11 protein-coding genes are annotated in these 14,271 nt (G+C 72.7%); 5 read left to right on the top strand and 6 right to left on the bottom strand.

The features are described 5' to 3' along the window. Window positions 1–8 precede the first annotated feature (8 nt). Together ACIP67_RS18205 and ACIP67_RS18200 are read left to right on the top strand one after the other, a co-directional pair. Window positions 9–596 (top strand): Uma2 family endonuclease, encoded by a 588-nt coding sequence (locus ACIP67_RS18205; RefSeq protein ID WP_401692772.1) that lies wholly within the window; start codon window positions 9–11, stop codon window positions 594–596. A 48-nt stretch (window positions 597–644) separates the two neighbouring features. Then, window positions 645–1,637 carry an aldo/keto reductase gene (locus ACIP67_RS18200; protein ID WP_401692771.1) on the top strand — a complete coding sequence of 331 codons (993 nt, stop codon included), beginning with the start codon at window positions 645–647 and terminating at the stop codon, window positions 1,635–1,637. Between the two features lie 252 nt (window positions 1,638–1,889). On the opposite strand, the gene thpR is transcribed toward ACIP67_RS18200, so the two are convergent. The 3 genes from thpR to ACIP67_RS18185 all read right to left on the bottom strand — a co-directional run bounded on the left by thpR (window position 1,890) and on the right by ACIP67_RS18185 (window position 4,398). Then, window positions 1,890–2,462, bottom strand: coding sequence for an RNA 2',3'-cyclic phosphodiesterase (gene thpR / locus ACIP67_RS18195; RefSeq protein ID WP_401692770.1), 573 nt, complete (start codon window positions 2,460–2,462; stop codon window positions 1,890–1,892). Window positions 2,463–2,573: 111 nt separating this feature from the next. Beyond that, window positions 2,574–3,935, bottom strand: coding sequence for an MFS transporter (locus ACIP67_RS18190; protein ID WP_401692769.1), 1,362 nt, complete (start codon window positions 3,933–3,935; stop codon window positions 2,574–2,576). Between the two features lie 25 nt (window positions 3,936–3,960). Further along, window positions 3,961–4,398 (bottom strand): MarR family winged helix-turn-helix transcriptional regulator, encoded by a 438-nt coding sequence (locus tag ACIP67_RS18185; protein WP_401692768.1) that lies wholly within the window; start codon window positions 4,396–4,398, stop codon window positions 3,961–3,963. Window positions 4,399–4,562: 164 nt separating this feature from the next. Here ACIP67_RS18185 and ACIP67_RS18180 point away from each other — a divergent pair, with 164 nt between their 5' ends. After that, window positions 4,563–4,745: a ribbon-helix-helix protein, CopG family gene (locus tag ACIP67_RS18180; RefSeq protein ID WP_401692767.1), complete on the top strand. Its 183-nt coding sequence runs from the start codon at window positions 4,563–4,565 to the stop codon at window positions 4,743–4,745. A gap of 44 nt (window positions 4,746–4,789) precedes the next feature. Here the strand turns inward: ACIP67_RS18180 and ACIP67_RS18175 are convergent, their stop codons facing one another. Continuing rightward, on the bottom strand, window positions 4,790–6,241 hold the full coding sequence (locus tag ACIP67_RS18175) for an NCS2 family permease (RefSeq protein WP_401692766.1): 1,452 nt from the start codon (window positions 6,239–6,241) through the stop codon (window positions 4,790–4,792). Between the two features lie 265 nt (window positions 6,242–6,506). Between ACIP67_RS18175 and ACIP67_RS18170 the strand changes: the two genes are divergently transcribed. Continuing rightward, the gene (locus ACIP67_RS18170) at window positions 6,507–6,788 is read left to right on the top strand and encodes a DUF2530 domain-containing protein (RefSeq protein ID WP_401692764.1); all 282 of its coding nucleotides are present in this window, start codon (window positions 6,507–6,509) and stop codon (window positions 6,786–6,788) included. 88 nt (window positions 6,789–6,876) lie between these two features. Further along, window positions 6,877–9,243 (top strand): HAD-IC family P-type ATPase, encoded by a 2,367-nt coding sequence (locus ACIP67_RS18165; RefSeq protein ID WP_401692763.1) that lies wholly within the window; start codon window positions 6,877–6,879, stop codon window positions 9,241–9,243. A gap of 185 nt (window positions 9,244–9,428) precedes the next feature. On the opposite strand, the gene ACIP67_RS18160 is transcribed toward ACIP67_RS18165, so the two are convergent. Then, window positions 9,429–10,298: a hypothetical protein gene (locus tag ACIP67_RS18160; RefSeq protein WP_401692761.1), complete on the bottom strand. Its 870-nt coding sequence runs from the start codon at window positions 10,296–10,298 to the stop codon at window positions 9,429–9,431. Between the two features lie 485 nt (window positions 10,299–10,783). Next, on the bottom strand, window positions 10,784–13,927 hold the full coding sequence (locus ACIP67_RS18155) for a sacsin N-terminal ATP-binding-like domain-containing protein (RefSeq protein WP_401692760.1): 3,144 nt from the start codon (window positions 13,925–13,927) through the stop codon (window positions 10,784–10,786). Window positions 13,928–14,271 lie beyond the last annotated feature (344 nt).

Genomic DNA, 14,271 nt, shown 5'->3' with positions numbered 1-14,271 from the left:
GCGCCACGATGACCGTCCTCGACGACAGGATCGCGATGGCCGACAGCGACAACACGAGCGCGCTCGACGAGATGTTCGAGCGGCTCGAGAAGATGCCCGTCCCCGAGGGATACAAGGTCGAGATCGTCGAGGGGACCGTCTACATGTCGCCGCAGCGGGACACCCACTGGGAGATCATCCTGGACATCGTTGAGCAGCTGCGGACGAAGTACCCGCGCACCCGGGTGAAGTCCGACGTGCGCATCGACTACCCGGGGCACCTCAACGGGTTCGCGACCGACGTGACCGTGATGGCCGAGGGTGCGGCCAAGACGGAGGACGGCCACTGGCGGCACGAGGACGTGGAGTTCGTCGCCGAGGTGATCTCCAAGGGCACCGGTACCAATGACTACGGCCCGAAGAGGACCGCGTACGCCACCGCCGAGGTGCCCGTCTACGTCATCGCGGACCCCTACCAGGGGCGGTGCCACCTCTACACCGACCCCAAGGAGGGCGACTACCAGGTCGAGACAACGGTCGCCTTCGGCAAGGACCTCGACCTCACCGGCACCGTCGTCGGCCTCGTCCTCACCACCGGCGAGTTCCCCCGCGACTGACCGGATCCCCTTGCCTGGAGCGCACTCCAAGCCGTTGGCTGGGCTTCCATGAAGTACACGCAGCTCGGACGCACGGGCCTCAAGGTCAGCCGACTGGTCCTCGGGACCATGAACTTCGGCCCCCAGACGGACGAGGCCGACAGTCACGCCATCATGGACGCGGCACTGGACGCCGGCCTCAACTTCTTCGACACCGCGAACGTGTACGGCTGGGGCGAGAACAAGGGCCGTACCGAGGAGATCATCGGCAGCTGGTTCGCGCAGGGCGGCGAGCGGCGCGACAAGGTGGTGCTCGCCACCAAGGTGTACGGCAACATGGCCGCCGACGGGGAGGCGTGGCCCAACCACGACAAGCTCTCCGCGCTGAACATCCGACGAGCCGTCGACGCCAGCCTCAAGCGGCTGCGGACGGACTACATCGATCTCTACCAGTTCCACCACATCGACCGTGCCACTCCCTTCGAGGAGATCTGGCAGGCGGTCGACGTGCTGGTGCAGCAGGGGAAGATCCTCTACGCCGGGTCCTCCAACTTCCCCGGGTACAAGATCGCCCAGGCCAACGAGACCGCCGGCCGCCGGCACGGGACGATCGGCCTCGTCAGCGAGCAGTGCCTCTACAACCTCGCCGAGCGGCGCGCCGAGATGGAGGTCATTCCGGCCGCGCAGGAGTACGGGCTCGGCGTCATCCCCTGGTCGCCGCTGCACGGCGGGCTGCTCGGCGGGGTCATCAAGAAGGAGGCCGAGGTCGGACGCCGGGCCAGTGGACGGGCCGCCGCCACCCTCGCCGACCCCACCGCACGCGCCCAGGTCCAGGCGTACGAGGACCTGCTCGACAAGCACGGTCTCGAACCCGGTGAGGTCGCTCTCGCCTGGCTGCTCACCCGCCCCGGCGTGACCGGCCCGATCGTCGGCCCGCGCACCGCCGAGCAGCTCGCCTCCGCCGTCCGCGCGGTCGACCTGGACCTCACCGAGGACCTCCTGACCGCCCTGGACGACATCTTCCCGGGCCCGGGCCCGTCCCCGGAGGCCTTCGCCTGGTGACCCGACCCGGTAGGTGCCCCCCGGGGATCACCCGCGGGTCACCTACCGACACCGTCAGGGCCAACCCCGCCAGGGGCGCGGGGAACTGCGCGACCAGCCCCCACCGGCCCGCAGCCGACGACCGCCGCACGACTCCCCGCCCCGGCGGAGTGCCTACTTTCCGAGCGCCGCCGCCACCGCCACCACGACGAACATCAGCACGAGCACACCGGCCATGATCCGGTTACGGGTCTTCGGGTCCACCCTTCGAGCCTAACGGTCGCCACCGAGCGCCCAGCGCCCGACCGGCTCATAGCGGGGCTGCTCGCCCGACACCCCGGACCGGGGCAGCCGGCTGCGGACGAGCACCAGCTCCTCCACCGTCCACGTCCGGCCGGCGAAGGCGCGCAGCGCCTCGACGTACGGCCGGACGTCGACGGCGTCCCGGCTGCGCGCCAGCGTCAGATGGGCCTTGTAGGGGCGGTGCTCCCCGAGGTCCAGGCCGACCTTGCGGCCCGCCGCCTCCGCCCGGCCGGCCAGCAGCCCCAGCTCGGCCACCTCCCCCACCGCCCCCGTCCACAGGGCCCGCCCCCGCCCGAACTGCCCGCCGCCCCGCAACGCCAGCTCGAACGGCTCACTGCGCCGCGCGGCCCGCTCCAGCCGCGCCGACAGCTCCGGTACGACGTCCTCGTCGACCTCGCCGTAGAAGGCGAGCGTGAAGTGCCAGCCGGGCAGGCCGGTCCAGCGCAGCCCCTCCGCCCCCGGCAGCCTCCGCAGCACGGCCACCTCGGCGGCGAGTTCGTCCGTGACGGCCCGCGGGGGCAGGACGGCGGCGAAAAGTCTCATGGAGCCAGTGTGGGTCAGGGTGACCGCCACCACGCTCGCCCGGACGTGTCCCGGTCACCGTGCGTGTCGTGCAACACCCGGCCGGCTCCCCCCGACCGACGCCCCCGCCGGTCAGGCCGCCGCCGCCAGTTCCTGCCGCCGCCCCCGGGGTTCGAACCGCACCGTCGGGTGTCCGCGGCGCCAGCCCACCGCCAGGCGGAGGTTGCCCACCCGGGCCAGGACCAGGCCGATGGCCGCGGCCGCGAGCGCGGCGATCGCGCCGCCCACCGCCAGACCGGCCCGGACGCCGTACGCGTCCGTGATCCAGCCGGCGATCGGCGCGCCCACCGGCGAACCGCCCAGGAAGACCATCATGTACAGCGCCATGACACGGCCGCGCATGGCCGGATCGGTGCCCATCTGGATGCTGGTGTTCGCGGTGACGTTGATCGTCATGCCGAACATGCCGATCGGGGCCATGAACAGGGCGAACAGCCACAGCGAAGGTGCGACCGCGGCCACCAGCTCCATCACTCCGAAGGCGACCGCCGCGGCGATCAGCACGCGCATGCGGGCCGTACCGCGCCGGGCGGCCAGCAGCGCGCCGGCGACGGAGCCCACCGCCATGAGCGTGTTGAAGAGGCTGTAGGAGCCCGCGCCCGCGTGGAAGACGTCGTCGGCGAAGGCGGAGAGGTAGACGGGGAAGTTGAAGCCGAAGGTGCCGACGAACCCGACCAGGACGATCGTCCAGGTCAGATCCGGACGCCCGGCCACGTACCGCAGCCCCTCCCGCAGCTGGCCCTTGCCGCGCGGCGCCCGCTGGACGACGTGCAGCTCGCGGGCGCGCATCAGCAGCAGGCCGGCGATGGGCGCGACGAAGGACAGGCCGTTGAAGAGGAACGCCCATCCCGTGCCCACGCCGGTGATCATCAAGCCGGCGACGGCGGGGCCGACGAGGCGGGCGGACTGGAAGTTCGCGGCGTTCAGGCTCACCGCGTTCTGGAGCTGCTCCGGGCCGACCATCTCGCTGACGAAGGACTGGCGGGCCGGGTTGTCCAGGACGGTCGCGAGACCGACGGCGAAGGCGGCGACGTAGACGTGCCAGACCTCCACGTGCCCGGAGAGGGTGAGGAGCGCGAGCGCGACACCGGTGACGGCCATCGCGGACTGGGTCCCCAGCAGGGTGCGGCGCTTGGGCAGCCGGTCGACGAGGACGCCGCCGTACAGGCCGAACAGCAGCATCGGCAGGAACTGCAGGGCCGTCGTGACGCCGACGGCGGTGGCGGAGCCGGTGAGGCTGAGCACCAGCCAGTCCTGGGCGATGCGCTGCATCCAGGTGCCGATGTTGGAGACGACCTGGCCGCCGAAGAACAGGCGGTAGTTCCTGACCTTCAGGGCGCCGAACATCGAGGACCTGCGGGGGGCGTCGGGGGCGGGCGGGGAATCGTGGGTGGTCGGTGCGGGGGCGGAGTCTGCTCCGGATCCCGTACTCAAAAGGGTTCGCCTCCTCGTGAACTGCTTACAGATGTGCGAGCTTCTCCAGCACGGGGGCGGCTGCGCGCAGCTTGGCCCACTCGTCCTCGTCGAGGCCGTCGACCAGGGTGGCGAGGAACGCGTTCCGCTTGCGGCGGCTCTCCTCGAGCATGGCCTCGGCCTGCTCGGTCTTGGTGACGACCTTCTGCCGCCGGTCCTCCGGGTGCGGCTCCAGCCGGACCAGGCCCTTGGCCTCCAGCAGGGCGACGATACGAGTCATCGAGGGCGGCTGCACGTGCTCCTTGCGGGCGAGCTCACCCGGGGTGGCACTGCCGCACTGGGACAGGGTGCCGAGCACCGACATCTCGGTCGGGCTCAGCGACTCGTCGACCCGCTGGTGCTTGAGCCGACGGGACAGCCGCATCACGGCGGAGCGCAGGGAGTTCACGGCGGCCGCGTCGTCGCCATGGCTAAGGTCCGGCATGTCTTTAGCGTAACTCATTACCCTCGCTAAGGACCACCGCGGGGAGCCCCTTTGCCCGTGACGCCCGCCACTCATTCCCAGCCACTACCGGAAGTCACTCATACGGGTGATAGGAGTGCGGAACGCCACCCACCGGACGGAACCGGGCCGCGACCCTCGTACCCATGGGGACCAGTGTGCTCAGCCTGCGAATAGACCACGACCTGCTCGAACGGCTCCGGCACCACGCCGCCCAACGGGGAATGAGCGTCCAGGACTATGTCGTCCGGACGCTCATTCGGGGTGACTTCGACGAACGGTTCCGGACCGCCGTCGAGGAGACGGAGAAGTTCTACGGGCTCACCTGAACGCGAGGCCGGGGGCCGGCGTCAGGTGAGCCCGAGAACGGGCATCAGGTGAGGCCGAGGGCCGGCATCAGGTAGTAGAAGGCGAACACGGCCGAGACCGCGTACAGCGCCGCCGGGACCTCCCGGCCCCGCCCGGACGCCAGGCGCAGCACCACGAAGGTGATGAAGCCCATGCCGATGCCGTTGGTGATCGAGTAGGTGAACGGCATCATCACCATCGTGATGAAGGCCGGGACGGCGATGGTGTAGTCCGCCCAGTCGATGTCCTTGACGGAGTTCGCCAGGATCAGGAAGCCGACCGCGAGCAGGGCGGGGGTGGCGGCCTGGGACGGGACCATCGTGGCGACGGGGGTCAGGAAGAGGGCGACGGCGAAGAGACCGCCGGTGACGAGGTTCGCGAAGCCGGTGCGGGCACCCTCGCCGACGCCGGCCGTGGACTCCACGAAGGCGGTGGTGGCGGAGGAGGAGCTGGCGCCGCCGGCGGCGACGGCGAGACCGTCGACGAAGAGGACCTTGTTGATGCCCGGCATCTGGCCCTGCGCGTCCGTCAGCTTGGCCTCGTCACTGACGCCCATGATCGTGCCCATCGCGTCGAAGAAGCACGACAGCAGCACGGTGAAGACGAAGAGGATCCCGGTCAGCACGCCGACCTTGGAGAACCCGCCGAAGAGGCTGACCTCGCCGATCAGGCCGAAGTCGGGGGTGGCGACGGGGTTGCCGGGCCACTCCGGGACGGTGAGGCCCCAGGACGGGACCGTGGCGACGGCGTTGACGACCAGCGCCAGGACGGTCATGGCGACGATCGAGATCAGGATCGCGCCGGGCACCTTGCGGACGATCAGGGCCAGGGTGAGCAGCGCGCCGAGGACGAAGACCAGGACCGGCCAGCCGTTGAGGTGACCGTCGGCGCCGAGCTGGAGCGGGACGGTGGTCTGGGCGGCGTCCGGCATCCGGCTGACGAACCCGGAGTCCACGAGCCCGATCAGCATGATGAACAGGCCGATACCGATCGAGATGGCCTTGCGCAGCCCGAACGGCACGGCGTTCATGACGCGCTCGCGCAGACCGGTGGCGACCAGCAGCATGACCACGAAACCGGCCAGCACCACCATGCCCATCGCGTCCGCCCAGGACATGCGGGGCGCGAGCTGGAGCGCGACGACGGAGTTCACGCCCAGACCGGCGGCCAGCGCGATCGGCACGTTGCCGATGACGCCCATCAGCAGCGTGGTGAACGCGGCGGTCAGGCAGGTCGCGGTGACCAGCTGGCCGTTGTCGAGCTGATGCCCGTACATGTCCTTCGCGCTGCCGAGAATGATCGGGTTGAGCACGATGATGTACGCCATCGCAAAGAAGGTGGCGAAACCGCCGCGCACCTCACGGGCGAGGGTGCTGCCCCGCTCGGAGATGCGGAAATACCGGTCGAGCGCGCCGTACGCGGACGCGCCGCCCGGCCCTTCGGGCGTGGGAACCTTGGCGGGGGCCGAGGTGAACATGCGGAACCTCATCACCAGCGGACTTCCCCCAGCCGCTTTGGCGCTTCCTACGAACATAAGTGGACAGGCACAAACGGTTTCAGTATGAACATATGAGACCGTGATCGCTATCTCCGCGCGTAGACCCGCGCGCCACGGCCCGGCCTCCTGCCGTCCCCCGCCGGTCACGGTCGCCGTCCCCGCCGGTCACGGTCGCCGGCCCCCGCGGGCCGAAAGGGGTGGCCGCGCGCCGCGGCCCGGCCCTCGCGCCTCGTAAGCTGTGGACATGGCGAAGTGGACACCGAGGCACGAGGCGCCGGAGCCCCTGGAGGGGCCCGTGGTCGCCACCATCACCGGCGGCATGATCCTCTGGTTCGCCCTCTTCCTCATCCAGCTCCCTTTCTACGGCTGGTTCGACGACCACGGCCATCTGTGGTGGCTGTGGACCTGCCTGGCGGGCGGGGGCCTCGGGCTCATCGGCGTCTGGTACGTCCGCCGCCGGGACGCGGCCCTCAAGAGCGCGGCCGCCCGGGACGCGGCCCTGACGGAAACGTCCGGGGCCGAGTAGTACCACCGCACGACGGCCCTCCTCCCGAGGTCGGATCTTCCGGGCATCCGGCGGGTGAACGCCCGGATCCGCACGTACCGTCGATTCCATGACCCATACCGACGCCGCCGCCCCGGCCCGCACGGCGAACGGGCTCACCAGTGCCGAGGTCGCGGAGCGCGTCGCGCGCGGTCAGGTCAACGACGTCCCCGTGCGCAGCAGCCGCACCGTCGGCGAGATCGTCCGGGCCAACGTCCTCACCCGCTTCAACGCGATCATCGGTGTGCTCTGGCTGGTCATGCTGGTCGTGGCGCCGATCCAGGACGGCCTCTTCGGGTTCGTGATCCTCGCCAACACCGCCATCGGGATCATCCAGGAGTGGCGGGCGAAGCAGACCCTCGACTCCCTCGCGGTGATCGGCGAGGCCCGGCCGACCGTCCGCCGTGACGGGGTCGCCGTCGAGGTCGCCACCTCCGCCCTCGTCCTGGACGACATCGTCGAGATCGGGCCCGGCGACAAGATCGTGGTGGACGGCGTCTGCACGGAGGCCGACGGCCTGGAGATCGACGAGTCGCTGCTCACCGGCGAGGCCGACCCCGTCGTCAAACGCCACGGCGACACCGTGATGTCCGGCAGCTTCGTCGTCGCCGGGGGCGGCGCCTTCCGGGCCACCGAGGTCGGCCGCGAGGCCTACGCCGCCCAGCTCGCCGAGGAGGCGTCCCGCTTCACCCTCGTCCACTCCGAGCTGCGCTCCGGCATCTCCACGATCCTCAAGTACGTGACGTGGATGATGGTCCCCGCCGCGATCGGCCTGGTCGTCACCCAGCTCGTCGTCCAGGGCAACGACCTCAAGGACTCCGTCGCCCGCACGGTCGGCGGGATCGTCCCGATGGTCCCGGAGGGCCTGGTCCTCCTCACCTCCGTCGCCTTCGCCATCGGCGTGATCCGCCTCGGCCGCAAACAGTGCCTCGTCCAGGAACTCCCGGCCATCGAGGGCCTCGCCCGCGTCGACACCGTCTGCCTGGACAAGACGGGCACCCTCACCGAGGGCGGCATGGACGTCACCGAGGTCCGCCGCCTCGACGGCAGCGACGACACCTACGTACGGCAGGTGCTGGGCGCGCTCGGCGAGTCCGATCCGCGCCCCAACGCCTCCCTCCGGGCGATCATCGACGCCTGCCCGGACAGCGACGACTGGCGCTGCACCGAGTCGCTGCCCTTCTCCTCCGCCCGCAAGTACAGCGGCGCCACCTTCAGCGAGGGCGACGGCGAGACCAGCACCTGGCTGCTCGGCGCACCCGACGTCCTGCTGCCCGCCGACGACCCCGCCCTCGCCGAGACCGAGCGGCTCAACGAGCAGGGCCTGCGGGTGCTGCTGCTCGCCCGCGCCGCCCGTGACCTCGACGACGACGAGGTCGCCCGAGGCGCCCGCGCCACCGCCCTCGTCGTGCTGGAGCAGCGGCTGCGCCCGGACGCCGCCGACACCCTGCGCTACTTCGCCGAGCAGGACGTCCACGCCAAGGTGATCTCCGGCGACAACGCGGTCTCGGTCGGCGCGGTCGCCGCCAAGCTGGGGCTCGACGCCCGGACGGTCGACGCGCGCCGGCTGCCCGCCGAGCGGGACGGCATGGGGCGGGTCCTGGACGAGGCCACGGTGTTCGGCCGGGTCACCCCGCGGCAGAAGCGGGACATGGTCGGCGCCCTCCGGTCCCGCGGGCACACGGTCGCGATGACCGGGGACGGCGTCAACGACGTCCTCGCGCTGAAGGACGCGGACATCGGCGTCGCGATGGGGTCCGGCTCCGAGGCGACCCGGGCCGTCGCCCAGATCGTGCTGCTGGACAACAGCTTCGCCACCCTGCCGTCGGTGGTGGCGGAGGGCCGGCGGGTCATCGGCAACATCACGCGCGTGGCGACGCTCTTCCTGGTGAAGACGGTCTACTCGGTGCTGCTGGCGCTGCTGGTGGTGTGCTGGCAGGTGGAGTACCCGTTCCTGCCCCGCCACCTGACCCTGCTGTCCACCCTCACCATCGGCGTCCCGGCCTTCTTCCTCGCCCTCGCCCCCAACCGGGAGCGGGCCCGCCCCCACTTCGTGCGCCGGGTGATGCGGTACTCCGTGCCGGGCGGGGTGCTGGCGGGCCTCGCGACCTTCACCACCTACCTGATCGCCCGGCACCACTACACCGGGCCGGGGGCGCTGGACGCCGAGACGAGCGCCGCGACGCTCACCCTGTTCCTGATCACCCTGTGGGTCCTGGCGGTCATCGCGCGCCCCTACACCTGGTGGCGGATCGCCCTGGTGGCCGCGATGGGCGCGGGGTTCCTGGTGGTGCTGGTGGTGCCGTGGCTCCAGGACTTCTTCGCGCTGAAGCTGGTCGGGGTGACGATGCCCTGGGTGGCGGTGGGCGTCGCGGTCGTGGCGGCGGTCGCCCTGGAGATCGTCTGGAGACAGGTCGACCGCCGGGCGCCCGCCTGACGGCGGCGGCCGCCGGGAGGGCGCCGCGAAGGACGCGGAAGGGCCCGCACCCCGCCGGCTGCGGGGTGCGGGCCCTTCACGGTGCGTCCCTCGGGACTCGGCCGCCGCGCTTCGGCGGGGGCCGCTTCGATGGGGAGCGCCTCAGCGGACTCGTCTCAGCGGACGTCGCTTGAGCGGACGTCGCCTCAGCGGACGTCGACGAAGTCGCCCGCTGCCTTGACCGCCGGGGCGGTCGTGGTGCCCACGAAGCTGTAGCGGTAGTAGCCGTCGACCGAGGCCTTGACGGTGGTGCTCAGACCGCCGGTCGAGGTGGTCTTGACGCTCTTCACCGTGCTGTAGGTGGTGGAGCTCTTCTTGCGGAACTGGAGCTGGGCGTAGACGCCGGAGTAACCGGTGTACGTGCCGCTCTCCCAGTTCGCGCGGGTCAGCCTGCCGGTGACGGTGATGGTCTTGCCCTTCGTCACCGGCTCCGGGGAGGCGTTGACGGTGAGCTTGGAGGCGCGCTTCACCAGCGTGGAGCCGAGGTCGCCCTGGTCGGCGTAGTCGCCGGTGGCGTAGTTGAGGGCCAGCGCGCCACCCTTCCAGGCGCCGGCGTCCGAGTTCAGCAGGTCGCCCTCGGCCGGGTAGATGTCGATGGGGCCCTTGCAGGTGGCGGTGGTCGCCGAGGTGTCGGTGCAGGTGGCCGCGTCGTAGCCGAACAGCGCGTTGACCGGGGCGTCGAACGAGCCCTTGTAGATGTACGGGCCGGTGGCGAAGTCCGCGGAGTGGATGTCCACGTCGGCGCCGTGCGTCAGCGTGTAGCTGACCGTGGTGGCGACGTGGGCGGTGGTGCCGACCGTGATCGCGGAGGTGATCTTGAAGTTGGAGTAGGACACGTCCAGGTCGCCGTAGACGGCGGTGCTGAACGCGGACTTCTGGGAGCCGCCGTGGGCGGCGGCGAAGGCGGCCTCCGCGCTCTCGTGGTAGCTGGAGTCGTCGGCCTGCGCGGCCGGCACGGCGAGGGCGGAGAGGGCCAGGGCGCCGGTGACGGCGGCCAGGGTGGCACGTATGCGCATGCATGTCCCAAGTGAAGAAGGGGCTGTCCGGGAGGGTGCCTCCGGTGAGCCCGAGTGGACGCGAGCCTGTCGGCTCGCAAGATCAGATGTTCGACGCGGGGGAATGGTTGTACGGGTCACGGCCCTGCGCGGCCGGTCCCGCCGGGGGGCCGTCGTCCGGGCCCCGGACCCTGCTCCCCGCGCTCGCGCCCCTACTTGACGTCGGTGAAGCCGCTCGCGGCCGTCATCGCGGCCGGGCCGGTGACGGCGTGGGCTCCGACGGCGTGGGCTCCGCGCGAGGCGGCGACGCTGGTGCGGGTGCGCATGTGGTGTCCCCCGTGTTCATGTGTCCCCCGTGTTCAGGGGCCCTTCGGGACGGATGCGTCCCGCGGGGCCCGAGTGCTCGGTGAACCGGCTGGTGGTGCCGGTTCACCGCATGAGACTCACCACCCCGTCGAACGGTTGCACGTTGAACGGAGGAAATGTGCGGGACGTGTGAAAGGGCGTCAGTCGAACCAGCGGTCCCGCGCCAGTTCGCCCGTCCGCGACGGGTCCTCCAGCAGGGCCGCGACCTCGAACCGCCGGGGCCACTGGCCCGCCGCCCAGGCCAGCCCCGCGGCGACACCCTCCAGGGTGGAGGCGTGCAGGACGCCGTCGTCCGTCAGCCGCCAGTCGATGTCCACGCCGTCGACGACGAGTTCCCCGTGCTCGACGTAGGTGTCCGGGGTCCGCGGACCGAGCAGGACCCGCACCGGGTCCGGCACGTCGTGCTCGGTGCCCTCGGAGCCGACCTCGCCCGTCACGGACTCGCTCAGCCGCCGCACCTGGAACAGCTCGGCCAGCTCGGCGGCCCGCGCGGGACGCACGGGCAGCAGCGGGACGCCCTCGGTGAACGGCAGCAGGTCGGGCGAGTCCACGACGACCGCGTCGGCCGCGTCCACCACCTCCACCCGCCCGTCGACGACGGCCCGCACCTCGTCCGGCAGGGTCACCCGGTCCGGGTCCAGCTCGGCCAGCGCCCCGTACAGCCCGTGCAGCTGGGCGGCGGTGACCGGCCGCTCCGGGTCGGCGAGCCGCTCCAGCAGCTCGGCGGCGCCGCCCGGCTCGTCGAGCAGGGCCGCCACGGACGTCCGCACGCCCAGTGCCCGCAGCACCTGCTCGTCGTCGAAGCCGGTGGCGTCGGCCTCGTCGTACAGCCCGCGCAGCAGCGGGTCCCCGCCGGAGGCGAGCAGACCCGCCGGACGCCGCCCGTCGAGCACCGGGTGCCCGCGCAGCCACCAGGCCGTGTAGGGCCGTACGACCTCGTGGGTGCCGTCGGGCAGCAGGATGCGCACCGGCTGGGTCAGGGCGTCGCGCAGGGGCGGCTGCGCGAGCAGGGCGAGCGCCTGCGGCCACCGGTCGTCGTCGACCAGGTCGAGGTCGCGGACGGCGACCAGCTCGGTGGCGACCGGGGGCACGGGCGTGTCCGGGAAGCGGTCCAGGACGTCCTCGCACCACACGTCGACCGCGTCCAGCAGCCCGGCGTCGTCGGGCTCGGCGAAGTCGCCCTCCCGGGGTTCGAGCTCGTCCGGGTCGAGGACGACGTCGGTGGCGCGGACGAGCGCGAAGTCGGCGAGCACCCCGCACGCGGCGAGGGGCTGCTCGCCCCACTTCGCGGCCAGTTCGGCGTCCACGCAGGCCAGTTCGCCCTCCCGGATCACCTGGGCGAACGGGCTGCCGGGCAGCACGAGTTCACCGGCCGGGGCGAGCTCGCCGTCCTCGTCCGGCAGGGCGAGCGCGCCGAGCCAGGGCTCGTCCCCGGGCTCCAGAGCGGCGTCGCGCACCAGGGCGAGGACGGTGTCGGCGAGCTCCTCGGCGTCCGGGGCGTCCTCGTCCCAGGCGCCTCCGTCGTCGTCCAGGGAGGCGGCGACGGCGGCCCGCACCTGCGGGGTGGTCAGGACGGCGCGCGGGGTCGCGGGCAGCGCCCCGAGCTTCTCCAGGAGCGGATGGGCGGCGTCCGGGTGGGCCATCTTCAGGCCGAGCCGGGCGAGGACGCCGGCGTCGACGCCCGCCGACTCCGCCGTGGGCAGCAGCACCTGCCGCGGCCCGATCGTGGTCCGTGCCGCACCGGAGGCGGAGGTGTCCCCGGCGAGCGGCACGGGCAGCCCCGAGAGCCGGTCGGGGTCCACGCCGGCGAGGCTCTCGTACAGCCGGTGCCACCACTCCGGGGCCTTCTCCAGCCCGGCCAGCCGGTCGACGGCGTCGGCGAGCGGGATGCGGGCCACCCCGAGGGTGCGCAGTTCCACGCGCCGCTCCAGCCCGGCGGGCAGCAGCGTCGGCAGCACCTCGGCCAGCACCCGCACGGTGTCGGCGCCGGCCCCCTCCACGACCTCGGCGTCCCGCGGGCGCAGGGCCTCCGGCAGTTCGCCGTCGTCGGCGGCGGGCCGTACGGCGGGCGGCAGGAAGGCGGTACGCGGCAGCCGCTCCAGGATCGCCTGGCGCAGCGCCCCGTCCAGTTCGCCCTTGCCCAGCGGCCCCGGCACGAGGTCGACGGCCCCGGCGGTCACCGGCCGCCAGTCGGCGAGCAGTTCGGCGTACGTGTCCGCCGCCCGCTGCACCAGGAAGTCGGTGAGCGGTCCCGGCGCGGCGTGCCGGCGGGTGGTGTCGAGGGGGAAGGAGGCGATGAGCAGGGCGGGCACACCGAGCGGCTCGTCGCTGGGCGTCGGCGCGTGCATGACGGGGGTGGTCCGCGGGCGGGCGGGCGCCCCGTCGGCGTCGACGGGCACGGCCCACGTCACCGACCAGTGCGGCCGCAGTCGCTCCTCCAGCGGCCGGTCCGCGAGCAGGTCGGGGGTGAGGGGGCCGTGGCCGCCGGCGGTCCGCCAGCGCGTCGTCCCGTCCCGCGAGTCCTCCACGACGGTGAGGGCGCCGTCGGTGTGCCGGCGCAGGACCCGGGCGGGCGCGTCGCCGATCTCCACCGCGATCTCCTCCAGCCCGGGCAGCGCGAGGAGCACGGCGTCGTCGACAGCCGCGAGGAGCCGCTCGGCGAGATCGGCGGCGGCCGCGTCCCGCAGGGGCAGGATGACGGCGGTGTCGTACGGCTCCGGCGCGGTGCCCTCGGCGGCGAACGGCAGCCGCAGCAGCGGTACGTGCCCGTCCCGGCGCCGGATCTCGTCGCCCAGGCCGGGGCTGTGCCGGGCGGTCTCGGCGGCCAGCCCGCGGGCCTCCGGCAGGGACCAGCGGACCCCGCCGTGCCGGCCGACGACGGCGGGCTCGTCGGTCACGGCCAGGACGGCGGCGAAGCCGACGCCGAACCGGCCCACCGAGACCGCCTGCGCGTCCCGCTTGGCGGAGGCGCGCAGGGTGGCGAGCGACTCGACGCCGGCGGCGTCCAGCGGCGCTCCGGTGTTCGCGGCGACGAGGACCTGCTCGCGCAGCGTCAGCCGGAGCCGGCCCGGGGCGCCGGCCCTGGCGGCGGCGTCGGCGGCGTTCTGAGCGAGCTCCACGACCAGCCGGTCCCGGTAGCCGCCGAGGACCAGGTCCTCCTCGGCGTTGGCGTCCTCCCGGAAACGGGCGGGGCTGGTGGCCCAGGCGTCCAGCACTCCGCGGCGCAGACGCGCCGTACCGAAGGGGTCCGCGCCCTCAGCTGCCGGCCGCACGAACTTGCTCACGTCGGTTCACTCTCCTCATCGGCGTGGGCTCGAAGGTACCGCGCGCCGGGGAGTGCGACGCGTCGGCCTCGGGCTGCCGCTCCACCGGGTTGACGCCGGACACCGGCCGGGGGCGGTACGGGCCACCCTTCGGGGCTGCCGCCCGAAGGACCCGCGTGCGCCGGCCTGCGGTCGCGCACGACCTCCCAGGGGCTGCCGCCCCGAACCCGCGCGCACCCCACCGACCTGCCACGCACGACCTCCCCGGGACTGCCGCCCCGAACCCGCGCGCACCCCACCGACCTGCCACGCACGACCTCCCCGGGACTGCCGCCCCGAACCCGCGCGCACCCCACCGACCTGCC

It is taken from the genome of Streptomyces sp. NPDC088812, from assembly GCF_044750285.1.
Taxonomy (GTDB): domain Bacteria; phylum Actinomycetota; class Actinomycetes; order Streptomycetales; family Streptomycetaceae; genus Streptomyces.
The sequence above is the reverse complement of the archived record's forward strand: the minus strand, read 5'-3'. Positions and strand labels throughout refer to the sequence as shown.

Coding starts and splice junctions, on each gene's coding strand:
- ACIP67_RS18205 (WP_401692772.1), top strand. CDS start 9: ATGACCGTCCTCGACGACAGGATCGCGATGGCCGACAGCGACAACACG.
- ACIP67_RS18200 (WP_401692771.1), top strand. CDS start 645: ATGAAGTACACGCAGCTCGGACGCACGGGCCTCAAGGTCAGCCGACTG.
- thpR (WP_401692770.1), bottom strand. CDS start 2,462: ATGAGACTTTTCGCCGCCGTCCTGCCCCCGCGGGCCGTCACGGACGAA.
- ACIP67_RS18185 (WP_401692768.1), bottom strand. CDS start 4,398: ATGCCGGACCTTAGCCATGGCGACGACGCGGCCGCCGTGAACTCCCTG.
- ACIP67_RS18180 (WP_401692767.1), top strand. CDS start 4,563: ATGGGGACCAGTGTGCTCAGCCTGCGAATAGACCACGACCTGCTCGAA.
- ACIP67_RS18175 (WP_401692766.1), bottom strand. CDS start 6,241: ATGTTCACCTCGGCCCCCGCCAAGGTTCCCACGCCCGAAGGGCCGGGC.
- ACIP67_RS18170 (WP_401692764.1), top strand. CDS start 6,507: ATGGCGAAGTGGACACCGAGGCACGAGGCGCCGGAGCCCCTGGAGGGG.
- ACIP67_RS18165 (WP_401692763.1), top strand. CDS start 6,877: ATGACCCATACCGACGCCGCCGCCCCGGCCCGCACGGCGAACGGGCTC.
- ACIP67_RS18160 (WP_401692761.1), bottom strand. CDS start 10,298: ATGCGCATACGTGCCACCCTGGCCGCCGTCACCGGCGCCCTGGCCCTC.